Source organism: Roseiarcus fermentans (assembly GCF_003315135.1).
In the GTDB taxonomy this organism is placed as follows: Bacteria; Pseudomonadota; Alphaproteobacteria; order Rhizobiales; family Beijerinckiaceae; genus Roseiarcus; species Roseiarcus fermentans.
In genome coordinates this window covers 142,706-163,466 of the sequence record NZ_QNRK01000009.1, presented here as the reverse complement: position 1 = coordinate 163,466, position 20,761 = coordinate 142,706, and the positions used below count along the sequence as shown (strand labels likewise).

Here is a 20,761-nt window from a genome sequence, read left to right as displayed (position 1 = left end):
AAAGGATCCGTCGATGATTCGCGTCCTCGTCGCCGGCCTCACGCCGGCCGCCGCGCTGGCCGAAGAGGCGGCGCCGACGATTCGGGGCGAGGCGCACGCGCGCACGGGAGCCGCGATGGGCGCGCTCGCGCCGGCGCCGCGCGCCGAAGCCGGATAGGGGCGCCTTCGCGGCGAACCCGGACACCGAGGGGTCGAAGGTCAATATCGACGCGCCGCGCCAGCGCCTGGTCGACATGAATGCCGTCACGTCGACGGCGGCGCCCGCTTGGACGCGACCGCCGACGACGGGCCGGCGGCGGACTCGATCCGCCGCATGGTCCTGGCGCATGCGGCGACGATGAACGGCCTCTGGCCAAGTATGCAGCCAAACTCGGCGGCCTCGGCTTTTTCGGCGTCATGACCTCCGGGATGCGCCATCAGATGCATCACCGGATGATTGTGCACTCTGATCGCGTCTGGAGATGCCCCGTCGCTTCGGTCGTTGCGTGCGCGTCACACTGGGATTGCGCGAGCCGAATGGGCACTGTGGAAGCCGGCAAAACCGAGCGCCGCGAAACCGAGGCTCATCATGGCCCAGGTGGCCGTCTCGGGCCCATTGATCTGCAAGGCCAGGGTGTTCGTCTTGGCGCCGCCTGCGACAGCGGGCGTCATAAAGAACCCTGCCGGCTTCGCGCCGACCGATCCCGGCAGCCACGCCGCGACCGACGCCGCCGCGAGTAGAACGCCCTTCCCCCCATAGTTTTCCATGTTTAGCTTTTGCGAAAGAAAGGTCAACGACGATAACTCACGGGGAAATCAGGGGCGCCGGGACGACTTCGGGATCCGATCCTGCGGGGAGGCTTCCTGCCGCGCCCAGCGCTCGAGGCGGCGATGAGAATCTCACCCATGACCGTGATGATGGGGTCGAATCGGGTTGCTCCGCCCGGGAGCGACCCCCGGGTCCTGCTGGCGAAGGCGATGGCGAGAAGGGCGACGGTCGTGGCGCTCACCGCGACGCCCGTCATCGACCAGCTGGTCTCACGCACGATCGGCGGCAGGGCGGGGGCAACGCGAAGTCGCTCCGATCGCGACGCAGCCCAAAAAGCCGCCGGCGGCGACGACCAGCCAGCGCGCAGGGGACTCGGTCCTGCCATGGACTTGCCGGCCTTGCGAGCCAAAGGCGACTGGCGCGCCGGCGGGAAGAAACGCCGACGCGCCTGTCGCCGCGTGCGGCGAGCGCGGACGACGGCCGCCGGTCAGGCCGGCAGCTGCCGCTCGTAGTCCGTCCGCAGACGGACCATCTCGTCCCAGAACGGCCGCGCCTCGCCGCCGGCGATCCGGACTGCGAGGAGGTCGAGATGGGCGTGCCAGCCGGCGCTGACGCCGAGCGTCGTCTTGCGGTCGGGAAGGCGGCTATGGATAACGGTCAGCAGCGTGCGTTGGCCGTTCCCCTCGAGCTCGAATGCGACATGGCCGGCGCCCGGCCACTCGAACGCCAGCCGGCGGGGCGGATCGCAGGCGGTGATCCGGCCCTGCATCCGATGTTCCTCGGAATAGCCTTCCGGCCGCGCGCCCGACGGGGTCGTCAACTCGTCGTTGCGCCAGACGAACTCGAACGGCGCGCCGACCCTCGGCTCCATCACGCCCGCCGCAAGCCAGCGGCGACGCAGCGAATCGTCGGTGAGATAGGCCCAGACGCGCTCGATCGGGGCGGGCAGGAGCCGTCGGATGGTCAGCGTGGCGGGTTCGGTCAGCGCGCCGTAAAGGTCGAGGGCGGCGGCGTCGGTCATGGGTTCCTCCTTGGTTTCGGTCGGCAAATCAGGGCTTGGCGTCGTCCTCCTCGCGGAGCAGACGTTCGAGCGCGTCGAGCCTCGGGGTCCAGAACCGCGCGTAGACGGCGAGCCATTGCTGCGCGCTCGCGAGCGGCCCGGGATCGAGCCGGCAGATGTGGGTGCGCCCGCGGATCTCGCGACAAAGCAGACCCGCGTTCTCCAGCGCCTTGACGTGCTTCGAGGCGGCGGCGAGCGACATCGAGAAAGGCTCCGCGAGTTCCGTCACCGTCCGCTCGCCCTCCGACAGCGCGCGCAGCATTTCGCGACGGGTGGGGTCGCTGAGTGCGTGAAAGACGGCGTCGAGATTGGGATCGTTTAATTCAACCATCTGGTTTAACCTAGCGCCGCGCACGCGTGAGTCAACCATTTGGTTGAATAGCGGCGCGCTCTTTTTGCCCTGCCCCTGATCCGCAGCGCCCGGCTCCGCGTTTCGCTGACAGCGCGATGCGGCCGCGATGCCCCGAGCGAGCCAGAGACCCATGCGCCGATCTGAACTTTCGACCGACTACAGGATCGGGACGCTCTACGCCCTCGTCACCGCGATGCTGTATGCGGTGCAGGAGCCGTTCAGCTTTCCGGCGGCCCACGGGCTGTCCACGGTGCAGTTCGTCTGCCTGACGCAGATCGCGCTGTTCGTGTCGATCCCGCTGGTGACATTTCGGGCCGCGAGCCGCCGCGATCTCCTCGCCCTGCTGGCCGAGCCGGAAAACTACGCCAGGCTCGCGGTTATATTCGCGGTCGGGCTGAGCGGCCTGCTGCTCTACAATGTCGGACTGAGCGACGCCAACCCGATCATCGTCTCGGCGGTCCTGAACCTTCTGCCGTTCTGGGCGGCGCTGGTGGCGCTGGCGATCTCCGGCGTTCCGATCCCGGTGTCGCCGGCGGTGTTCTTCTCCTGCTTCCTCGGCGCCTTCCTCGGGGCGATGATGGTCGCCTGGAGCCAGGTCTCGGCCGCCGACCAGCAGACGTGGGACGCGCTCGTCCAGAGCCTGTTTCGCGGCAGCTGGATCTACGCGCTGCCGGTTCCGGTCTGCACCGCGCTCGGCGGCACCCTGATGGCCCGATGGTTCGCGAAATACGACGAGGCCGCCGCAGTGGCGGCGAACTTTCTGTTCGCCAACGTGCTCCTGATCCCGGCGACCCTCGTGTTTCTCTACCGTCGCTCGGAACTCGGCTTCGACGGAGCGGCCCCGGCGGTCGCGCTGATGTTCGCGGGCACGATCGTGGCCGCCTCGGTCGGCCGGATCGTGTTCCAGATCGCGCTGACGGCGACCGGCGGCGACAACGGCTTCGTGTCGATGTTCCTCAACCTCGTGCCGGCGCTGACCGCGCTCGTTTCCTTCGTGCTGGTGCGCTGGATTCCCGATCTGCGCTTCGCCTTCGACGGCCGGTTCTTCCTCGGCCTGGCGCTGATCGTGGCGTCGCTGGCGCTGTTTTCGGCGCGATCCTGGCGGGCGCCGGCGCGCGGCGGGTGAGCCCTGGGCCGCCGTTGACGGCGGGGCCGGCGCGCCTGTAGGCCGTCCCGACCTCCGACCGGGGTTCCCTCATGCGCACAGAGCAATCCGGCGACGGCTTCTGGGCTGGCGCGCGCGACATCCTGCCGCTCGCGGCGGGCGTTTCGGTCTATGGCCTCGCCTTCGGGCTGCTCGCGGCGCAGGCCGGCTTTTCGCCGCTTCAGATCGGCGCGATGGGCGCGCTCGTCTATGCCGGCAGCTCGCAGATCATCATGAGCCAGCAATGGCTGGCGGGCGCCGGCTTCGCCGGGTCGGTGGTCGCGGGCCTGATCCTCAACCTGCGGTTGCTGCTCATCACCGCCTCGCTGCGCGACGTGTTCGCTGGCCGGCCGTGGTGGCAGACGGCGTTCGGGGCGCATCTCGCGGCCGACGAGAACTGGGCGCTGCTGCTGGCCGGGCGCGCGCGCGGGCGGCGGGTCGGCTACGCCTACCTGATCGGCGGCGGGCTCGCGCAGATGGCCGCCTGGTGCGGATCGACGACGGCCGGGGGGCTGTTCGCTGAGGCCATTCCCGATCCCAGGGGGCTCGGCATCGATTTCGCCTTCACCGCCGCCTTCATCGCGATCGCCCGGTCGCTGTGGCGGGGCCGGAGCGACCTCTTGCCGTGGTTCGTATCGGTCGCCGTCGTGTTCGCCGGGGTGAAGCTCGCGGGGGCGCCGGCGCACTGGATGCTGGCGCTCGGCGGCCTCATAGGCGCTGCGACCGCGGGAGCGCGCGCGTGATGGACGAGCATTGGCTGTTGATCGCGGCGCTCGCCGCCGGAACCTTGTCCATCCGGCTCGCCGGCGCATGGGCGGGGCAGGCGATCCCGGCGCATGGGCCCCTCGCGCGCGCGCTCGACGCGCTGCCCGGCTGCCTGATCGTGGCGCTGGTCGCGACCTCGATGCTGACGGGGGGCTGGCGCGAATGGGCCGCCGGCGCGATCGCCGCGGCCGCGGCGGTCGCGACCCGCAGCGTTCCCGCCACCATGGCGGTCGGGATCGCCGCCATCTGGGCGCTGCGGCACATGGTCTGACACCGTCCGCCCGACCGAATGCAGCCATTCGCACCGGGGGAATTCGTCGGCGTTTCGGGAAGCGGCCGCCGCGCGCGGAGACGGGTTCGCCTCCGGAAACGAGACTTTCCAGACGCTTGCGGCGCGTTTCGGTTCCGCGCGCAACGCCCAGGCCTCGGCGCGCCTCGGGAAGGACGGGCGGTCGTCGACGCCGAGGCGGGGGCGACGACGCTTCCCGCCGTCCTCGCGAGGAGCCCGAAGGGCGACGCGGCGATCCAGGCGCCGCCTGCGCCGACGGTGAAGCGCGGCGACGCCCGGCATACGGCAGACCTCGGCCGCGTCCCCCTGGATCACCACGTCGCTTCGCTCCTCGCGATGACGGCGGCCTGTGTGTTCCGTCCGCGCACGCCGCCCGTCGAGCCGGGATGGTCGTTGCGGGGCGCGATGAACGCGCCCGTCGCCCCGGCACGCGCCCGGAGACGGGTTCGGCTCCGGAAACCAGACTTTTCAGACGCTTGCGGCGCGTTTCGGTTCCGCGTGTAACTCCCAAGCCGGCAGCGAACAGCGCCGTCATCGCGAGCGACCCCCGGGTCGAAGAGCCCGGGGGGAAGCGATCCAGGACCGCTGGGCCGCTGTCGCGCCCTCTGGTCGTCCCGCCGCCCTTCGTTGCGAGCAGAAGACGGAGCGATTTTTTCCGCAGGAAGCAAGCGGCGGCATGGATTGCTTCGTCCCCCCGGGCTCTTCGACCCGGGGGTTGCTCCTCGCAATGACGGGATTGGGAGTTACTTCCGCGCACGGCGCCGCGCGGGGGGTGACGGCCGTTGCGCGCCGCGACGAGCCCGCCCGTCGCCTCGGGCGCGCGCCCTGAGGCGGGTTCGGCTCCGGAAACGAGACTTTTCAGAGTCTTGCGGCGCGTTTTGGTTCCGCGCACGGCGCCGACCTGGTGGTGCTCGCCGTTGCGCGCCGCGGCGAACGCGCCGTTCGGCTCGGGCGCGCGCCGGACAATGAGGCTGCGCACTTCCGAGTGTTTGCGGACAAGGCCCTTGGGCGAGCGGCGGACTTCAACCACGGGCGGCCTCGATGACGTCTCGATGGAACAAAGGTAGAACATGTTTGCGAGGTTGGCAAGGAATTGCCGGGCGCGGGCCTTAGGCCGGCGCGAGACCGCTGCCCCACAGAGCGCAACCCGGCTAACTCACAGCCGGAGCGCGATTCATGAACCCGATTTTGATTCAGGACCATTTCAACGAGATCAGCCGGCGGAAGACGTTTTCCGCACGGAAACCGAAAGGTGATCTCCGAGGCCTTCGGGGAGTTTATCAAAGCATGGTTCGGAGGCGACGATGGCCGAGCCGCATTGTTCCGCGGCGAGACGCCCTCCCGTGCCGCGTCCGAGGTTCCCGCACGCCTACCCCGCCAGCCCCAGCGCCGTCACGATCGCCTCGACCTCGGCTTCCGGCGTCTCGCCGGCGTCGATGGTGACGACCGGTTCGCCGGGCAGGGGTTCTTCGAGCGTGTCGAACTGGCTGCGCAGCAGCGAAGCCGGCATGTATTCGTGATGGCGGGCGGCGACGCGGCCGGACAGCAAAGCCGGCGACCCCTTCAGGTAGACGAAGCGCAGGTCCGGCCGCGCGGCCAGCAGCCGCTCGCGATAGCTGCCCTTGAGCGCCGAGCAGGTGACGAGGCCCGACCGGCCCTCGGCCGCCCAGGCCTTCAGCAGCGCGCCGATCGCGTCGAGCCACGGCCAGCGATCTGCGTCGTCGAGGGGAATACCGCGGCGCATCTTCTCGACGTTCGCCGGCGGGTGCAGGGCGTCGCCTTCCGCCATCGTCCAGCCGAGGCGCTGCGCGAGCCTGTCGCCGACCGTCGACTTGCCGCTGCCGGAGACGCCCATGATCACCAGCGCTTGCGCCGGGCCGGTCATTGCGCCGCGCTTCCCTCGAGCGCCGTCGCGCCGTTCGGTTCGGGGATCGGCTCGATCCGCCCGAGGACGAAGACGTAGGAGATAATCCCGATCATCAGCACGACGCCCGCGACCAGGAAGGCGTTGGTGAACGAATGCGTGGCGCCGACGATGAAGCCGGTGACCGCCGGCGCCACCGCGCCCATCAGGTTGTTGAAGAAATTCATCACCCCGCCGATGCTGCCGGTGCCGCCGCGCGGCGCGATCAGCGACGGGATCGACCATCCGACCGGCGCGGCCGCGGCGAGCCCGCTGAGCGCGATCGAGATCCAGACGATCGCCCAGACCGGGCTCGAGGTCGTGGTGGCGCCGAACACCGCCAGGCCCAGAACCATGCCCGACACCAGCACGGTCTTGCGGACGATCGTTTCGTCGTGGCCGCGGGCGATCAGGTGGTCGATCAGCCAGCCGCCGACGACGAGGTCGGCCACGGTGGCGAACGCCCACGGAATCGCCGCGTAGCCGGCCGACTTGATGATGCTCATGTGCATCTCCGAGACGAGGTAGCCGGGCAACCAGGTGAGGAACAGGTAGAAGGAATAGCCGTAGGCGGCGAAGCCGATGGTCAGCCCCCAGACTTTTCGGTTGCTGAGCACGTAGCCGAGCATGGCGAACGGGCTCGCGCCGGACGGGCCTTCCGGCGTCGCGCCGCCGGCGACGATATAGGCGCGCTCCTCGCGGCCGAGCTTCGGATCCCGGCTCGGGTCGCGGTAGAGGACCCAGTAGGCGACGAAATAGGCGAAGCTCAGGATCGCCGTCAGGCCGAAGCCCCAGCGCCAGCCGAAGGTGACAATCGCGACGGCGACCAGCGGCACGCCGATCACGTTGGAGAACTTCGCCGCCGCGTCGAAAATCGCGGTCGCGGTGGCGCGCTCGCCGCGCGGGAACCAGTAGCCGGTCGCCTTGGAGTTGGCGGGGAAGGCGGGGGCCTCGGCGACGCCGAGCAGCACCCGGGCGGCGAAGATCGTGCCGAAGCCGCCGGCGAAGGCGACGATCGCCGAGGCGACCCCCCACAGGAAGGCGCCGAGGCGGCTGACGCTGGTCACGCCCCATCGGTCGAGCACCATGCCGACCGGGATCTGGAGGATGGCGTAGGACCAGAAGAAGGCGCTGAACAAGAGACCGAGATCGCCCGGGGTCAGGTTGAACTCCTGCTGCAGCTGGGGGGCGGCGACGGAAATGTTCACCCGGTCGAAATAGTTGATCAGGATGCCGACCCCGAGCAGCACGCCGATCGTCCAGCGCCGTCGTCCGACGGCCGCGGCTGTCGCCATGGCCTCTCTCCTCCCGGTCTCCCCGCCCGCCAAGGTGCGCGCGCGGCGCCGGCTCTGTCAATCGACCCGCCGGCCGGCCGGGGCAGTCGCTTGAACGTCCGCGACGCGCCTCCTCCCCCACGAGAGCCCGCGCCCGGGCGCGCGCAAGCGCGGCCCGGGTGGCGGCGGGGACGCAGCCGGTCGCCAGAGGACGGGCTTCAAGCAATGATCCCGGCCGGCCGCCCTTCAGCGAAAGACGTGTTTTGAGCGGACGCGTTCACATCCGTGAAACCATGCGGCTTTGCTGGACCTTAACTGTGCCGGAAGGCTCCCGCCGGATCGGGGGTTCGATTCATTTCTCGGCAAATTTTACCGGGCAGGGTCACGCCACAGAAAGGCGGCCGGTTCTCTGGGCCGCGGCGTCGAGTGCGTAAGGGGTGTCCGCGATGGGGTTTGCTGTCGAGAAAAGCCGGACGATCATCAGCGCCATGATTCTCGGCCGCAAGGTCACCGCGCAGGACGTCGCCTGGCTGAGACGGGAGGTGTTCGCCGACGGCGAGGTGACCCGCGAGTCGGCCGAAGAGCTGTTCGCCGTGGTGCGCGCCGGCATGAGCAATGCGCCGGAGTGGACGGAGCTGTTCGTCGAGCTCATCACCGATTACGTGGTCTGGCAGTCGCGGCCGACCGGCGTCGTCACCGACGAGGAGGCGGAGTGGCTGATCGGGCGCGCCGACGAGTGCAAGTCGCTCGATGCGCTGGCGGCGCTGGTCAACGTGCTGGCCGAGGCGCATCGGGCGCCGCAGTGGTTCGTCACCGCGGTGCGGGCGCGCGCGCTGCAGTGGCCGGGCGTCGAGGCGGCGCTGCGGGCGCGCGCCTGACGAGCGGGCGCTCGCGATCGCGGCGTCGCGACGGACGCGTTCGCACGAGAAATCATTCCTTTTGATAGGCCCTGCGACGGCGCGCGCCGTTTACGCGTGGGCGCGCATCCAATAGAACGGCCCCACAACGAAAAGCCGAGCCGTCGTCGCACGGGGAGTCGATGTTCAAAAAAATCCTGATCGCCAACCGAGGCGAGATCGCCTGCCGGGTCATCAAAACCGCGCGCAGGATGGGGATAAAGACCGTCGCGGTCTACTCGGAGGCCGACAAGGACGCCCTGCACGTCGAAATGGCCGACGAGGCCGTGCTGATCGGGCCGCCCGCCGCGGCCCAGAGCTACCTCGTGATCGACAAGATCGTCGCCGCCTGCAAGGAGACCGGCGCCGAGGCGGTTCATCCCGGCTACGGCTTCCTGTCGGAGCGCGCGGCCTTCGCCATCGCGCTCGCCGAGGCCGGAATCGTGTTCATCGGTCCCAACGTCCGCGCCATCGAGGCGATGGGCGACAAGATCGAATCGAAGAAATTCGCCAACGCCGCCAAGGTCTCGACTGTGCCGGGCTACCTCGGCGTGATCGAATCGCCCGAGCACGCCGCCGCGATCGCCGACGAGATCGGCTATCCGGTGATGATCAAGGCGTCCGCCGGCGGCGGCGGCAAGGGCATGCGCATCGCGCACAGCCGCCAGGAAGTCGCCGAGGGCTTCGCCCGCGCCAAGTCGGAGGCGAAAAGCTCGTTCGGCGACGACCGGGTGTTCGTGGAAAAATTCATCGTCAATCCGCGCCACATCGAGATCCAGGTGCTGGGCGACAAGCACGGCAACGTCATTTATCTCGGCGAGCGCGAATGCTCGATCCAGCGCCGCAACCAGAAGGTGATCGAAGAGGCGCCCTCGCCGCTTCTGGACGAGGCGACCCGACGCAAGATGGGCGAGCAGGCGGTGGCGCTCGCCAAGGCGGTGGACTACGACACGGCCGGCACGGTCGAATTCGTCGCCGGCCAGGACAAGAGCTTCTACTTCCTCGAGATGAACACCCGCCTGCAGGTCGAGCATCCGGTGACGGAGTTGATCACCGGCGTCGACCTCGTCGAAGAGATGATCCGCAGCGCCGCCGGCGAAAAGCTGCGCATGACGCAAGCGGACGTGAAGCTCGACGGCTGGGCGGTCGAGAGCCGCGTCTACGCCGAGGACCCGACCCGCAACTTCATGCCGTCGACCGGGCGCCTGGTGCGCTACCGGCCGCCGGTCGAGGGGACGCACGACCGGATCACCGTGCGCAACGACACCGGCGTGTTCGAGGGCGGCGAAATCTCGATCCACTACGACCCGATGATCGCCAAGCTCGTCACCCACGCGCCCGACCGGCTGAGCGCGATCAAGGCCCAGGCGACCGCGCTCGACACCTTCGTCATCGAGGGCATCCGGCACAACATCCCGTTCCTGTCGACCCTGATGCAGCATCCGCGCTGGCGCGAGGGACGGTTGTCGACCGGCTTCATCGCCGAGGAATTCCCAGACGGTTTCCAGGAGCTGCCGGCCGAGGGCGACACCGCCCGGCGGATCGCCGTGGCCGCGGCGCACATGGACCACGTTCTCAACCTGCGCAAGCGCCGCATCTCCGGCCAGTTGCGCGCGCCCGAACTGCTCAGCTTCGACACCAAGCGCGTCGTGGAGATGGGCGAGCGCAGGGTCGAGCTGGAGATGGAGCCGCGGACCAGCGGCGGCCTGTCGATCGCCTTCGCCGACGGGCACAGGGCCTATGTCGAATCGGACTGGAAGCCGGGCGACGCCCTGTGGTGCGGCAACATCGACGACGCGGCGGTCGCGGTGAAGACGCGCGCGATCCCGAACGGATTTCATCTGCGTCACGCTGGCGTCGGCGTCGACGCCCGCGTCTACACCCGGCGCGAGGCTGAACTCGCCGCGCTGATGATCGAGCGCAAGGGGGCGGACGGCTCGAAGGCGCTGCTCTGCCCGATGCCGGGCCTGGTCAAGTCGATCGCGGTCAAGGTCGGACAGGACGTCAAGGCGGGCGAGCAGCTGTGCATCGTCGAGGCGATGAAGATGGAGAACGTGCTGTCGGCCGAGCGCGACGGGATCGTCAAGGCGGTCCACGCCAAGGAGGGCGATTCGCTCGCGGTCGACGCCGTGATCATCGAATTCGCGTGAAGCCGACGCGCCGCCTGATCTCCTCGGGCTCGCCGTTCGAGCGCGCCTACGGCTATTCGCGCGCCGTCGTATCCGGGGAAGACGTCCACGTCTCCGGCACTACCGGCTACGACTACGCGCGGATGACGATGCCGGAGGACCCGGCCGATCAGGCGCGCGCCATTTACGCGACCTTTGCCGCCGTGCTGAAGGAAGCCGGCGCCGCGCTTTCCGATGTCGTGCGGCTGCGCACCTACGTCACCGATTCTGCCTTCTGCGCGCCGGTGCTCGCGGCGCAGGGCGAGGTTTTCGCGGAGATCCGGCCGGCTGCGACGATCGTGGTCGTGTCCGCGCTGCTGACGCCGGAAATGAAAGTCGAGATCGAGGCGGACGCGCGCATCAGCCGCCGCGGCTGACGCCGCTTTCCGATCGGCCTCGCCACAACCGGGGCGAAGACTGCGGGGCGCGGCTCCGCTTGCAGGGGGACGCTCGTCGGGCGCGCCGTCGCGTGGACGCAATTTCGCCCCGACGACGATTTCCAGCCAAGGCGGCCGATCGCCAATCGGCGGCCGCGTCGGCGTCTCGCAAAAAAAAAGCGGCGGCCGTCGTGCGGCCGCCACTCCTGTCGAAGTCCGTCAGGCGGGCTTCTTGACCCAGAGGTTGCAATAGCCGGTCGGCGAGATCTCGCCGTCGACCATCTTGCACTTGTTCGGCGCGACGAAGAAGTTGCAGCCTTCGCAGTCCCTCTTCGAGCCGTCAGCCATCGTCTTCGGCTCGGTCTTGTAGCCCGCGGCGGCCTGCGCCATGAGCGCCTGGGCGCTGCCCGTCATCATCGCCAGGACCGGCACCGCCCCAGCGGCGGCCAGGAGCACCGTCCGCCGGCTCACGCCCTTTCCACATTCACTCATAATCGCCTCTTCCCTTGGATCGCGACTGTCTGCGCCTGCGTCATGCCGCGCGTCGCGCCGTCATTCAACGGCGTTGCGCTGCGGCTTATCGGCGCACGGGCACTATACGCCACAATGACGATTCCGGATCACCCGACATTCGTATCAGCCGAAATTCTGGAATAGTCTACTTCGTTACTATTCTATTCCGCCCTGGATGCGTCGCGGGGATCGCCTCGTCCGGCGGTCAGACCGCCTTGCCGACGAGGGCGCCGATGCCGGCCGTGACCGCCATCGCCATCGCGCCCCAGAAGCCGACGCGCAGCGCCGGCCACACCATCCCGGCCCCGCCGAGCCGGGCGCCGACCGCCCCGAGCGCGAGCAGAAAGACCAGGGTCGCGGCGGCGACCGCCTCGATCGTGGTTCCCTCGGGCGCGAGGAAGGCGGCCAGCGTCGGCAGCGCGGCGCCGAGCGAAAACGCGGCGGCGGAGGCGAAGGCGGCCTGGATCGGGTTCGCCTCGGCGGTTTCGGTCAGGCCGAGTTCGTCGCGGGCATGGGCGGAGAGCGCGTCCTTCGCCGTGAGCTGCTCGGCGACCTTGCGCGCGAGGTCGGCGTCGAGACCGCGATCCTGATAGATTTCGGTGAGCTCCATCAGCTCGTCCCTGGGATCCTCATTGAGCGCGCGCTTCTCCCGCTCGAGGTCGGCGGCCTCGAGATCGGCCTGCGAACTGACCGAGACGAACTCGCCGGCCGCCATCGACATGGCGCCGGCCGCCCAGCCGGCGACCGCGGCGGTCAAAATCTCGGTTCGTCCCGCCGAAGCCGCCGCCACGCCGACGACGAGGCTGGCGGTCGAAATCAGGCCGTCGTTCGCCCCCAGCACCGCGGCGCGCAGCCAGCCGGACCGGTGGACGAAGTGGTGTTCGACGTGGGGCATGCGGTGCGGTTCTCAGAGCAGAGGGCGAGCCCTTGCCCAGAGCGCGCCACGGTTGGGGAAGGCGGGTTTTTCACAGCAGGCGCGCGTCTTCAAGGCCTTGGAGCGCCTTTGCGATGACGAGCGAGCGCGCTGCGCTTTATCAGCTTCGGATGACGCGTCGCTGACAGCGCCCCGGCCTCGCGCCAACCGGCGCAGGCCTTCCCGGCGGGTCAGAACGCCAACAATGCGTACACGAAGACGGAGTTGTTTCCGGATGCGTTGTGCGTTCCGCCGAGGAACGAGCCGTCGAAATTGGTCGTTCCGCCGTAGAGATGCAGGTAGGTCGTCAACTGGACGCCGAGGCGGGCGTTCCAGGTCTTGTAGTCGTAGGGTCCCGGCGCGCCGTGCGCGAAGGGCACGTAGGAGAGGTCGACGATCAGGCCGTTGCCGTTCGGGCTCGCAATCACGCTGTTGGAGGTCCCGGTGGTCGGCATGCAATAGGCGACCAGCGAGCCGTACAGGTTGCAATCGGAGGAGCCGGTGATGTTGAAGTAGCCGAAGCCAATGCTGTAGGTGTGATCCCAAACGAAGCTGGCGTTGGCCTTGAAGCTGTTGAGCCTGTCGTTCAGGTTCGACGATCCGCCGAGCCCGTATGTGGCGTTCAGCGTCTGCCATTCCATGATGTCGGTGAGCTTGACCGTCAGGCTGTATTGGTCGCCGTCATATTGATACTGGCTGTCGAAGCCGACGTCGAGGTAATTGTCGGTTCCGTATCCGTATTGACGGCCAGGAGTTATCTGTCCGTACATTCCGAACGTGCCGACCATCAGGTAGTGCGAGCCCCAGTGCGGTTCGACCGCGAGTCGCCAGTAGGGGGCGACGTTGGACACCGCGTCGGTGGCGCTGTTGCCGGTGTTGAAAGCCTGCAGGGCGGGCGTCGGGAGGCCCTTGTAGGCGGTCACGTCCAGATAGAGCATGTCGTTCCAGAAGGCGTACACGCCGGCGCCGCCGACGATCCCGCCGTAGCCGCCCTCGATGTGGGTGAGCGGCGGACTGTACAGGGTCGCGCCCGGAGAGACGGCCGAGGCGAACTGCGGCCAGCTCCAGGCCGGGGTCGTATTCCACGGGTCCTGGAAGGTCGGGGAGTTGTTGACGTCGATGCCGACGATCGTATCCTGGCCCAGGAGCTTCAGCGTGTTGGCGTAGCGGATTTCGGAGCCGTCCAGGAAGGCGGTTCCGCCAACCGGATCGCCGGTGATCTGGATGAACGAGCCGACGTTGTCGATGAGCCTGCCGGCGATGTAGCCGGAGATCTGCTGCGACGCAACGTTGTTGTTGGCGTGCAGGCCAGCGGGCGGGGTGTTGGATTGTGGCGAGGCGCCGTTGGGGTCGTTGGCCTGCGCATTCGTGTTCGGATAATCGTAGGGCGCCTTCGCGTGGGTGAATCCGGCGATGTACATCGCAGCGAGCGGCGGTCCCTGCCAGTCGCCGCCCTGAAGCGTGTAGCCGCCGATCTTGAAGCGCCGCCCGAACGGCGTCAGTTCCGGAATGATGGTGTGGCAGGAGGCGCAGGGCTGGCCGGTCTGTCTTGCGTAGCTCGGCAAAGCCCGTGCCGGGCCGGCGCCGAGCGCAAGGAAGGCCGCCGCTCCGGCAAGGAGTCCGGCGCAGACGGCGCCCCAGGCGACGGGACCTGGACGACGCTTCGATACAACGACTTCTGCGTCCTGTTGGATCTTTGCCGCCGCCATTGCGTATACCTCGACTATTGAACTCTTTATTGCGGTTCGGCGCCGCCATCGATTCGAATATATCGTGGAAGAAGTCCTCGACTAAACACGCCGACCGTCCCGTCACGCTGCACGGAGTCTGGACGACGTCAGCCAGCCTTCTTGACCCACAGCGCGCACCAGCCGGACGCTGCGATCGACCCGTCGACGCTCTTGCATGCGTTGGGCGCGACGAACAGGCTGCAGCCGCTGCACTGCTTGCCGTCCTTGGGGGTGGCCTGATAGCGCACCGCCGTTTGCGCCATCTTGCCTGCCTTTGCGCCCGTCGCGCCCAACGCGATCAGGGGCAAGGCGCCCGCGGCGCCCATGAGAACGGTGCGGCGGCTGACGGCTGCGACTTTCAGATCGTCACTCATGGGTCCTGTTCCTCCGATAATCCCTCGCGGGGACTTGCGACCAGGCTTCCACCGAAGGCGAAGCCACATCAATCCGCCCGACCCGCGACGAAAGCGCGCTACCGCCTCGACCGGGAGAATTGCACCGCCGTCAACAGCGTGCGCGCGGCGCGGCGACAGCGCGCGATCGGAACGGCGAAAACGCGGCCAGAACTATACCAATCGGTAATCTACTTTGGTCCGGAGGGGTCGGGCGCAGCGGAAAACAATGAACATCATGAGGTTACGAACAGCCCTGGGAACGCTCGATCATTGCGCTCGCGCCCGCGTCGGCCGGCGGGGTCGGTGATCCGCCGCGCCACGGTCCCGGGGCCGAACCGCGGCTCGGCCAGAGCGTGTTGCGCGCGGCGCAACAATCATTCCCTGTTTCCGGATCGCGCCCGACCGGCCAGACCAGCCGCCCGCGTTCGTCGGCAGGCGCTTCCGGCGCCCGAGCCCGAGGCGTTCCGCCGCCGGCTCGACCTGCGCCGGCCGGCCGAGCGCCGGACATTGGCGATCCGTAACCTGAACACCGTAAATCCGGCGCGATGCGACGCGATTCCGGTCGGCGACGCAAACGACGGGCCTTCGCCCCGCTTCGCGACGTCGTCGAAACCCGGAGATCCCGATGAAGCTGTTCACCGCCCTGACCGTTCTCGCCGTCGCCGCCGCGGGCCCGGCCTTCGCCGAGGGAAAGTGCGCCACAACCGCGAAGTCGAAGTGGCAGCCGAAGTCCGCGCTCGAATCGCAGCTCCAGGCCGACGGCTACAAGGTGAAGCAGATCAAGGTCGAAGGCGGCTGCTACGAGGTCTACGCCACCGACAAGACGGGCAAGCGCGCCAACATGGCCTTCAACGCCGAGACGCTCGAGAAGCTCGACAACGCCGAAGCCGGCGAAAACTGAGCCTCGGTCGGTCGATCATGATTCCGGTCTGGGATCCGTTCGTGCGCGCCTTCCACTGGGCGCTCGCCGCGAGTTTTGCGGTCGCGTGGGCCAGTTCGGAACACGCGGAGACCGTGCACGACGCGGCGGGCTATGTCGCGGGCGCGCTCGTGGCCGTGCGCGTCGTTTGGGGCTTCGTCGGCCCGCGCTATGCGCGTTTCGCCCAGTTCGTGCGGTCGCCGGAAACGGTGATCGACTACGTCCAGGCGATCGGGAACGGGTCCGAGCGCCGCTACATCGGCCACAATCCGGCCGGCGGGGCGATGATCGTCGTCTTGCTCGCGGCGGTGGCCGCGACGGCGTTCACCGGCTGGATGATGACGACCGACGCGTTCTGGGGCTCGGAAGCGCTGCAGCATGTCCATTCGGTCCTCGCCCACGCCGCGCTGGCGCTGGTGGCGCTTCACCTGGCGGGCGTCGCGCTCGCGAGCCTGCGCCATCGGGAGAATCTCGTCCGCGCGATGGTCGTCGGCGCGAAACGGCCCGCGGCGCCCGGCGACGTCGGGTGATCGAGCATCGGGAGAGTCACGATGTCGGAGACAGAAGAAACAGCGGCGCCGTTCTTTTTCGCCGCGGAGCAGCCCACGGCTTCGGCGATCGACGACGACATCTATCTCACCGTTCCGGCCGCCCTGCCGGACTTTCCCGGCAGGATCGAGGCGGTCGACATCGTCCTGACGGTCGAATACGCGAGGGCGGTCATCGATCAGCTTTCGACCGCCGTCGCCGCCGCCGCACGGCGTCGCGAGGCCGGCTGACGGCGTTCACTCCGTCTCGGCCGCCGTCGCGAGCGTGACGCGCAGCCCCGGGCGATTGTCCGAAGCCCGGCAGTCGAGGCCGTGCAGGTCGGCGATCGCCGCGACGAGCGCGAGGCCGAGCCCGGTTCCGGGCGAGCGTCGCGATTCGCCTCCGCGATAGAATCGCTGGAAGATCGCCGCCCTGTCGCCTGGCGCGACGCCGGCGCCGTTGTCGGAGACCGTCAGCGCGATTCCCCCGGCGGTTTTCTCGCCTCCGACCTCGATCCGCACGCCCGCCGCCGTGTGCCGCAGGGCGTTGTCGAGCAGGTTGGCGATCATCTGCACGAGGAGCTCCCTGTCGCCCGCGATCGGCAGCGGGACGTCGAGCCGCTGAACGAGCGCCTTGCCCTCGTCTTCGGCGGCCGGCGCGAAGGTCTCGGCGACCTCGCGCGCGACGTCGGCGAGGTCGAGCGGCCGGAACGCCGCGCGGCGGGCGCCGGCCTCGACCTGGCCGATGCGGAGCAGAGCGTTGAAAGTGTCGAGCACGCCCTCCACGTCGCCGATCGCCGCGCCGATCGCCTCGCGCGACGCGGCGGCCGAAGGGTCGTCGCGCGCGGCTTCGAGGCGGCGCAGCACGCCCGCGAGGGGCTTGCGCAGATCATGCGCGATGTCGGCGCTGACCTGCCGGTTCGCCTGCAGGAGCTTTTCGATGCGATCGAACAGTCGGTTGAAGGTGCGGGCGAGCGCGGTCAGGTCGTCGTCGGTGCGGCTCAGCGGAATGCGCCGGGTCCAGTCGCCGTCCATCAGGCGGCGCGCCGTCTGGCGCATCGAATCGATCCGCTCGAGGAAATGCGCGCTCAGCCACAGTCCGCCGATCGTTCCCAGCGCGAGCGTGGCCGCGACCGCCCACGCGAAGGCGGTCAGCACGCCGGCCAGGATCTCGTCCGGACGGCGCCGTTCGTCGCCGACCAGCAGCGACGATCCGTCGGCGAGCGGGGTGACGAGGGTTCGGATGACCTCGGCCGTGGATTCCGCCGGTTCCTCGCTGTCGGCCTCCTGCGCGTCGGTCCAGCCTGCGACGCCGGCGGAAGGAACGCGCAGATCGCCGGCGATCAGCCCGCCCTCGCGACTGAGCAGGCCATAGGAGAAGCCGGCGCCGCCCTTGCCGCGCGCCTCGATGATCGCGGCCAGACGTTCGCGTCCGCCGTCCGCGAAATCGCTCTTCAGGGCGTCGGTCTCCTCGACGATCCGCTCGTCGAAGTCGGTCAGGATCTCACGGCGCACCGAGAGATAGACGAACGCGCCGAGCGCCAGCGCCGACGCGGTGAACAGCGCGAGATAGAGAGCCGCGAGCCGGAAGCTCGCCGTTCTAAGAAGACGAACCCGGAACACGCAAAACATATCCGGCGCCGCGCACGGTCTGAATCAGCGACGCCTCGCCACGATCGATCTTACCGCGCAGGCGGCTGATGTGGGTCTCGACAATGTTGGTCTTCGGGTCGAAATTGTACTCCCAGACTTGTTCGAGCAGCATTTTCCGGGTGACGACCCGGCCCTCCGCCCGCATCAGGAATTCGAGCAGGCGAAATTCGCGCGGCTGAAGGTCGATTGCCTCGCCGCCGCGCCGAACGGTTCGCGCCACGAGATCCATTTCGAGATCGCCGCAGTCGAGCACGGTCCGCGGCGCCCCGAGCGTCGGGCGTCGGGCGAGGGCCGTCAGCCGCGCCATCAGCTCTTCGAAGGAGAAAGGCTTGACGAGATAATCGTCGCCGCCGGCCTCCAATCCGTCAACCCGATCGTCGATGCCGGAAAGATTTGTCAAGAAGAGGACAGGCGTCGAGACGCCGTCCGTCCGCAGCAGGGCGACGACGGCGAGGCCGTCGAGTTTCGGCAGCATGCGGTCCAGCACGACGACGTCGAAACGATCGGCCCGGGCGCGCTCATACCCTTCGCGGCCATCGCGCGCGACGGTCGGCTCGTGTCCGCGCGCGACAAGCCCCGCCACGACGAACTCGGCGGTCCCCTCGTCGTCCTCGACCACCAGAATCTTCATGCCGCCGGCTTAGCAGACACACACGGGCTGACAATGCGCCAGGCGCGAGGACTGGAGCCGGTCAGGCGGCCTTGGTCAGCCAGATCCGGCATCCGCAATCGCGCCCGATCTGCCCTGAAACGGCGATGCAGGACGAGGGCGCCACGAACAGCTTGCACGCGCTGCAGCAATGACCGTCTTGAGCCGTCGTTACGTAATGGACGCTGTCCTTCGACACCTTGACGGGCGACATCTCGATGGCAGACGCGCCGGTCGCGAGCGCGCTCGCTCCGCCCGCAATGCAACCGAAAACCATCGTCCGGCGCGATACGCCGCTTCCAGACATTGTCATGGCCTTGCGCCTCCGAGGCGGAATAAAATCCGCTCGCAGCTGGTGTTTGTTGCATTGCGAAGCGACACCGAATTTGATCTGGATCAAATGGCGCGCTATTTTCCCGGGCGGCTCCAGCGCGCTCGGGCGTGGCGGGTCGGAAATCGCTGCGGCGACACCTGCGAAAGTCGCTCCGGGCTCTTGCTCACGAACGGGAATCGCGAGACCTTCCTTCACCGGAAGGCGTCGGCCCCGGCTTGGCGTCGGCTGCGGCGCCGGAATAAGGACGAGTGCATGCGTGGGGATCCAAAAGTCATCGAATACCTGAATTCGGCGCTCCGACACGAACTCGCCGCCGTTAACCAGTATTGGCTGCATTACCGCATCCTCGACAACTGGGGCTACAAGGACTTCGCCAAAGTCTGGCGTGAAGAGTCGATCGAGGAGATGCGTCATGCCGACACGATCGTGGCGCGCATCCTGTTTCTCGACGGCGCGCCCAACATGCAGTCGCTCGAAAAGTTGCGCATCGGCAAGAGCGTCAAGGAGATCATCGACTGCGACCTCGCCGCGGAAATGAGCGCCCGCGCGCTCTACCTCGACGCCGCGAAATATTGCGACAGCGTCAACGACCGCGTCACCAGGATGCTGTTCGAGCATCTGACCTCCGACGAGGAGAAGCACATCGACTTTCTCGAGGCGCAGCTCACCTTGATCGACCAGCTCGGCGAGCCGCTCTACGCGCAAAAGCACGTCGGCGAGCTGCACGAATAGGTCGATCCGCCGCCGGAGCCGGCGGCGGGCCGGTTCCCTGTCGGGGCTTACTGCATCCCCTTGTCGGTCAGCGTCCCGAGAAAGGCGACGAGCGCGTCGATGTCCTGGTCGCTGAGCCTCGGCCGCTGGCCCGGATGGCGATCGTAGGGGACCTCGTCGGTGTTGACGTTCGCCTTGTAGCCGCCCGGCAGGTCGTTGAATTTGTCGGCCTCGCCGGACTTGAGCCTGGGGAACCAGCGGCCGGGGTCGGTGTCGCGGGTGGCGTAGATGGCGACGGCGTCGCGCAGGCTGGTGAAAACGGCGTTGTGGTAATAGGCGCCGGCGACCGCCACGTTGCGCAGCGTTGGAACCTTGAAGGCGCCGCAGAGCGATTCGAGCTTGATCTCCTTGGGCAGCTTCGCCGCCAGTCCCGGCTGCTTGCATAGGCCGAGGTCGAACGTCGAAGCGTCGGCGTTGGCCGGAATGGCGGCGTTGCGCGGCGCGCCGAGCGCGTCGTAGGTGAAGTCGGTGAAGATCCAGTCGGTCGGATCCTTCGAGTCGGTCCTGCCGACGTGGCAGGCGATGCAGTTGCCCCGCTTCGGGTCGGTGAAGAGTTCGAATCCGCGCGCCTCGGCCGGCGTCAGCTTCGCCTTGCCGCGCAGGTAATCGTCGAATTTGGACGAGAACGGCGCGAAGCGCTCGGTCACCTCGTAGGCGAAGATGGCGGCGGTCAGCTTGCTCATGGCGGCCTTCGGGTCGGCGAAGGCGTCGTCGCCGTAGACGGTCCTGACGAGGTCCGCGTAGGGGCCGGCCTTCACCTTCTCGACCACCGCTTCGATCGACGGGTTGTTCATCTCGGCCGGGTCGAGCATCGGCAGCGTCGCCTGCTCGACCATGTCGCTGGCGCGCCCGTCCCACATCTGGCCGCCCTTGGCCTCGAGCGTCTCCTTGCCGTCGTCGAGGTCCTTGTAGAAGCCGAAGGCGGGCGAGTAGGTCTTGTACATGAGGGTCGGCGACTTGCGATGGCCGATCTTGTCGGGCGTGCTGCCCGCCGCGATTCCCGGGATCGGCGAGCCGTTGACGCCCTGGAAAGCGTGCTGCGGTTGGTGGCAGGCCTGGCAGGCGAGACCGCGCGGCTCGGACAAATTCGTGTCCTCGAAGATCCGCTTGCCGAGGAGCTGGACGTCGCTCAGCGATTTCTCGTCGTCCGATTGCGCGAAACGCGAGGGCGCGGCGGAATCGGCCCAGCCAGCGAGCGGCGCGAAGCCGGCGAGGCCGACGGCCAGATAGAGAGCGCGCGCGCCCGTGCGTGACATGGACCCCTCCTTCGACGCGGCAAGTGACGGCCCGACGTCGTGTCGCCCGCTTACTCACGGAGGACCTGGCGCGGCAAGCCGGCGGGCGAAGATCGGAATGGTTTCAATTTGGAATCGTTTCAAAA

General features: G+C 68.3%; 24 protein-coding genes. 11 read left to right on the top strand and 13 right to left on the bottom strand.

Features of this window, described 5'->3' with window-relative positions:
- Positions 1 to 13 precede the first annotated feature (13 nt).
- Positions 14 to 157 (top strand): hypothetical protein, encoded by a 144-nt coding sequence (locus tag DFR50_RS32020; protein ID WP_170153147.1) that lies wholly within the window; start codon positions 14 to 16, stop codon positions 155 to 157.
- 335 nt (positions 158 to 492) lie between these two features.
- On the opposite strand, the gene DFR50_RS10155 is transcribed toward DFR50_RS32020, so the two are convergent.
- The 3 genes from DFR50_RS10155 to DFR50_RS10140 all read right to left on the bottom strand — a co-directional run bounded on the left by DFR50_RS10155 (position 493) and on the right by DFR50_RS10140 (position 2,139).
- Positions 493 to 774: a hypothetical protein gene (locus DFR50_RS10155; RefSeq protein ID WP_147262720.1), complete on the bottom strand. Its 282-nt coding sequence runs from the start codon at positions 772 to 774 to the stop codon at positions 493 to 495.
- 461 nt (positions 775 to 1,235) lie between these two features.
- A complete protein-coding gene (locus tag DFR50_RS10145) occupies positions 1,236 to 1,769 on the bottom strand; it encodes an SRPBCC family protein (protein WP_113889127.1) in 534 nt (177 codons plus the stop codon).
- A 28-nt stretch (positions 1,770 to 1,797) separates the two neighbouring features.
- Positions 1,798 to 2,139 (bottom strand): ArsR/SmtB family transcription factor, encoded by a 342-nt coding sequence (locus tag DFR50_RS10140; RefSeq protein ID WP_113889084.1) that lies wholly within the window; start codon positions 2,137 to 2,139, stop codon positions 1,798 to 1,800.
- Between the two features lie 151 nt (positions 2,140 to 2,290).
- Between DFR50_RS10140 and DFR50_RS10135 the strand changes: the two genes are divergently transcribed.
- The 3 genes from DFR50_RS10135 (at position 2,291) to DFR50_RS10125 (ending at position 4,340) form a co-directional block, all read left to right on the top strand.
- The gene (locus tag DFR50_RS10135; protein ID WP_113889083.1) at positions 2,291 to 3,286 is read left to right on the top strand and encodes a hypothetical protein; all 996 of its coding nucleotides are present in this window, start codon (positions 2,291 to 2,293) and stop codon (positions 3,284 to 3,286) included.
- A 71-nt stretch (positions 3,287 to 3,357) separates the two neighbouring features.
- Positions 3,358 to 4,047 carry an AzlC family ABC transporter permease gene (locus tag DFR50_RS10130; protein WP_113889082.1) on the top strand — a complete coding sequence of 230 codons (690 nt, stop codon included), beginning with the start codon at positions 3,358 to 3,360 and terminating at the stop codon, positions 4,045 to 4,047.
- Complete coding sequence (locus tag DFR50_RS10125; RefSeq protein WP_113889081.1) at positions 4,047 to 4,340, top strand: AzlD family protein; 294 nt, start codon at positions 4,047 to 4,049, stop codon at positions 4,338 to 4,340. Before DFR50_RS10130 ends, DFR50_RS10125 begins: the two co-directional genes overlap by 1 nt.
- A 1,387-nt stretch (positions 4,341 to 5,727) precedes the next feature.
- On the opposite strand, the gene DFR50_RS10115 is transcribed toward DFR50_RS10125, so the two are convergent.
- Positions 5,728 to 6,243 carry a gluconokinase gene (locus DFR50_RS10115; protein WP_170153146.1) on the bottom strand — a complete coding sequence of 172 codons (516 nt, stop codon included), beginning with the start codon at positions 6,241 to 6,243 and terminating at the stop codon, positions 5,728 to 5,730.
- Positions 6,240 to 7,556, bottom strand: a complete 1,317-nt coding sequence (locus tag DFR50_RS10110) for an MFS transporter (protein ID WP_113889079.1) — start codon at positions 7,554 to 7,556, stop codon at positions 6,240 to 6,242. The genes DFR50_RS10115 and DFR50_RS10110 overlap by 4 nt, the downstream gene beginning before the upstream one ends.
- A 425-nt stretch (positions 7,557 to 7,981) precedes the next feature.
- Here DFR50_RS10110 and DFR50_RS10105 point away from each other — a divergent pair, with 425 nt between their 5' ends.
- From DFR50_RS10105 to DFR50_RS10095, 3 genes are all read left to right on the top strand, one after another.
- Positions 7,982 to 8,413, top strand: coding sequence for a hypothetical protein (locus tag DFR50_RS10105; RefSeq protein WP_147262719.1), 432 nt, complete (start codon positions 7,982 to 7,984; stop codon positions 8,411 to 8,413).
- Between the two features lie 161 nt (positions 8,414 to 8,574).
- On the top strand, positions 8,575 to 10,581 hold the full coding sequence (locus DFR50_RS10100) for an acetyl-CoA carboxylase biotin carboxylase subunit (RefSeq protein ID WP_113889077.1): 2,007 nt from the start codon (positions 8,575 to 8,577) through the stop codon (positions 10,579 to 10,581).
- Positions 10,578 to 10,976 carry a RidA family protein gene (locus DFR50_RS10095; protein WP_113889076.1) on the top strand — a complete coding sequence of 133 codons (399 nt, stop codon included), beginning with the start codon at positions 10,578 to 10,580 and terminating at the stop codon, positions 10,974 to 10,976. Before DFR50_RS10100 ends, DFR50_RS10095 begins: the two co-directional genes overlap by 4 nt.
- Before the next feature lie 219 nt (positions 10,977 to 11,195).
- Here DFR50_RS10095 and DFR50_RS10090 read toward each other — a convergent pair whose 3' ends face one another.
- The 4 genes from DFR50_RS10090 to DFR50_RS10075 all read right to left on the bottom strand — a co-directional run bounded on the left by DFR50_RS10090 (position 11,196) and on the right by DFR50_RS10075 (position 14,506).
- On the bottom strand, positions 11,196 to 11,468 hold the full coding sequence (locus DFR50_RS10090) for a hypothetical protein (RefSeq protein ID WP_147262718.1): 273 nt from the start codon (positions 11,466 to 11,468) through the stop codon (positions 11,196 to 11,198).
- 226 nt (positions 11,469 to 11,694) lie between these two features.
- Complete coding sequence (locus DFR50_RS10085) at positions 11,695 to 12,384, bottom strand: VIT1/CCC1 transporter family protein (RefSeq protein ID WP_113889074.1); 690 nt, start codon at positions 12,382 to 12,384, stop codon at positions 11,695 to 11,697.
- 209 nt (positions 12,385 to 12,593) lie between these two features.
- Complete coding sequence (locus DFR50_RS10080; protein WP_147262717.1) at positions 12,594 to 13,967, bottom strand: hypothetical protein; 1,374 nt, start codon at positions 13,965 to 13,967, stop codon at positions 12,594 to 12,596.
- A gap of 272 nt (positions 13,968 to 14,239) precedes the next feature.
- On the bottom strand, positions 14,240 to 14,506 hold the full coding sequence (locus tag DFR50_RS10075) for a high-potential iron-sulfur protein (RefSeq protein WP_113889072.1): 267 nt from the start codon (positions 14,504 to 14,506) through the stop codon (positions 14,240 to 14,242).
- Positions 14,507 to 15,152: 646 nt separating this feature from the next.
- Here DFR50_RS10075 and DFR50_RS10070 point away from each other — a divergent pair.
- Genes DFR50_RS10070 through DFR50_RS10060 form a run of 3 tightly spaced genes read left to right on the top strand, consistent with a single transcriptional unit; the run spans position 15,153 to position 16,225 of the window.
- Entirely contained in the window at positions 15,153 to 15,428 is a 276-nt protein-coding gene (locus tag DFR50_RS10070; protein WP_113889071.1) for a PepSY domain-containing protein, read from the top strand.
- 17 nt (positions 15,429 to 15,445) lie between these two features.
- The gene (locus DFR50_RS10065) at positions 15,446 to 15,976 is read left to right on the top strand and encodes a cytochrome b/b6 domain-containing protein (protein ID WP_113889070.1); all 531 of its coding nucleotides are present in this window, start codon (positions 15,446 to 15,448) and stop codon (positions 15,974 to 15,976) included.
- A gap of 21 nt (positions 15,977 to 15,997) precedes the next feature.
- A complete protein-coding gene (locus DFR50_RS10060; RefSeq protein ID WP_113889069.1) occupies positions 15,998 to 16,225 on the top strand; it encodes a hypothetical protein in 228 nt (75 codons plus the stop codon).
- A gap of 6 nt (positions 16,226 to 16,231) precedes the next feature.
- On the opposite strand, the gene DFR50_RS10055 is transcribed toward DFR50_RS10060, so the two are convergent.
- The 3 genes from DFR50_RS10055 to DFR50_RS10045 all read right to left on the bottom strand — a co-directional run bounded on the left by DFR50_RS10055 (position 16,232) and on the right by DFR50_RS10045 (position 18,804).
- A complete protein-coding gene (locus DFR50_RS10055; RefSeq protein WP_170153145.1) occupies positions 16,232 to 17,596 on the bottom strand; it encodes a sensor histidine kinase in 1,365 nt (454 codons plus the stop codon).
- Entirely contained in the window at positions 17,574 to 18,257 is a 684-nt protein-coding gene (locus DFR50_RS10050; RefSeq protein WP_113889067.1) for a response regulator transcription factor, read from the bottom strand. The genes DFR50_RS10055 and DFR50_RS10050 overlap by 23 nt, the downstream gene beginning before the upstream one ends.
- Positions 18,258 to 18,318: 61 nt before the next feature.
- On the bottom strand, positions 18,319 to 18,804 hold the full coding sequence (locus DFR50_RS10045; RefSeq protein WP_147262716.1) for a hypothetical protein: 486 nt from the start codon (positions 18,802 to 18,804) through the stop codon (positions 18,319 to 18,321).
- A gap of 57 nt (positions 18,805 to 18,861) precedes the next feature.
- Here DFR50_RS10045 and bfr point away from each other — a divergent pair, with 57 nt between their 5' ends.
- Entirely contained in the window at positions 18,862 to 19,341 is a 480-nt protein-coding gene (gene bfr / locus DFR50_RS10040) for a bacterioferritin (protein ID WP_113889125.1), read from the top strand.
- Positions 19,342 to 19,388: 47 nt separating this feature from the next.
- On the opposite strand, the gene DFR50_RS10035 is transcribed toward bfr, so the two are convergent.
- Positions 19,389 to 20,636: a cytochrome-c peroxidase gene (locus DFR50_RS10035; RefSeq protein ID WP_113889065.1), complete on the bottom strand. Its 1,248-nt coding sequence runs from the start codon at positions 20,634 to 20,636 to the stop codon at positions 19,389 to 19,391.
- Positions 20,637 to 20,761: the final 125 nt, after the last annotated feature.

Bases quoted from the DNA above. Each gene is read 5' to 3' on its own strand.
- DFR50_RS10060 (WP_113889069.1), top strand. From the start codon at position 15,998: ATGTCGGAGACAGAAGAAACAGCGGCGCCGTTCTTTTTCGCCGCGGAG.
- DFR50_RS10140 (WP_113889084.1), bottom strand. From the start codon at position 2,139: ATGGTTGAATTAAACGATCCCAATCTCGACGCCGTCTTTCACGCACTC.
- DFR50_RS10115 (WP_170153146.1), bottom strand. From the start codon at position 6,243: ATGACCGGCCCGGCGCAAGCGCTGGTGATCATGGGCGTCTCCGGCAGC.
- DFR50_RS10110 (WP_113889079.1), bottom strand. From the start codon at position 7,556: ATGGCGACAGCCGCGGCCGTCGGACGACGGCGCTGGACGATCGGCGTG.
- DFR50_RS10085 (WP_113889074.1), bottom strand. From the start codon at position 12,384: ATGCCCCACGTCGAACACCACTTCGTCCACCGGTCCGGCTGGCTGCGC.
- DFR50_RS10135 (WP_113889083.1), top strand. From the start codon at position 2,291: ATGCGCCGATCTGAACTTTCGACCGACTACAGGATCGGGACGCTCTAC.
- DFR50_RS10050 (WP_113889067.1), bottom strand. From the start codon at position 18,257: ATGAAGATTCTGGTGGTCGAGGACGACGAGGGGACCGCCGAGTTCGTC.
- DFR50_RS32020 (WP_170153147.1), top strand. From the start codon at position 14: ATGATTCGCGTCCTCGTCGCCGGCCTCACGCCGGCCGCCGCGCTGGCC.
- DFR50_RS10070 (WP_113889071.1), top strand. From the start codon at position 15,153: ATGAAGCTGTTCACCGCCCTGACCGTTCTCGCCGTCGCCGCCGCGGGC.
- DFR50_RS10075 (WP_113889072.1), bottom strand. From the start codon at position 14,506: ATGAGTGACGATCTGAAAGTCGCAGCCGTCAGCCGCCGCACCGTTCTC.
- DFR50_RS10130 (WP_113889082.1), top strand. From the start codon at position 3,358: ATGCGCACAGAGCAATCCGGCGACGGCTTCTGGGCTGGCGCGCGCGAC.
- DFR50_RS10090 (WP_147262718.1), bottom strand. From the start codon at position 11,468: ATGAGTGAATGTGGAAAGGGCGTGAGCCGGCGGACGGTGCTCCTGGCC.
- DFR50_RS10100 (WP_113889077.1), top strand. From the start codon at position 8,575: ATGTTCAAAAAAATCCTGATCGCCAACCGAGGCGAGATCGCCTGCCGG.
- DFR50_RS10145 (WP_113889127.1), bottom strand. From the start codon at position 1,769: ATGACCGACGCCGCCGCCCTCGACCTTTACGGCGCGCTGACCGAACCC.
- DFR50_RS10065 (WP_113889070.1), top strand. From the start codon at position 15,446: ATGATTCCGGTCTGGGATCCGTTCGTGCGCGCCTTCCACTGGGCGCTC.
- DFR50_RS10105 (WP_147262719.1), top strand. From the start codon at position 7,982: ATGGGGTTTGCTGTCGAGAAAAGCCGGACGATCATCAGCGCCATGATT.
- DFR50_RS10125 (WP_113889081.1), top strand. From the start codon at position 4,047: ATGGACGAGCATTGGCTGTTGATCGCGGCGCTCGCCGCCGGAACCTTG.
- bfr (WP_113889125.1), top strand. From the start codon at position 18,862: ATGCGTGGGGATCCAAAAGTCATCGAATACCTGAATTCGGCGCTCCGA.
- DFR50_RS10035 (WP_113889065.1), bottom strand. From the start codon at position 20,636: ATGTCACGCACGGGCGCGCGCGCTCTCTATCTGGCCGTCGGCCTCGCC.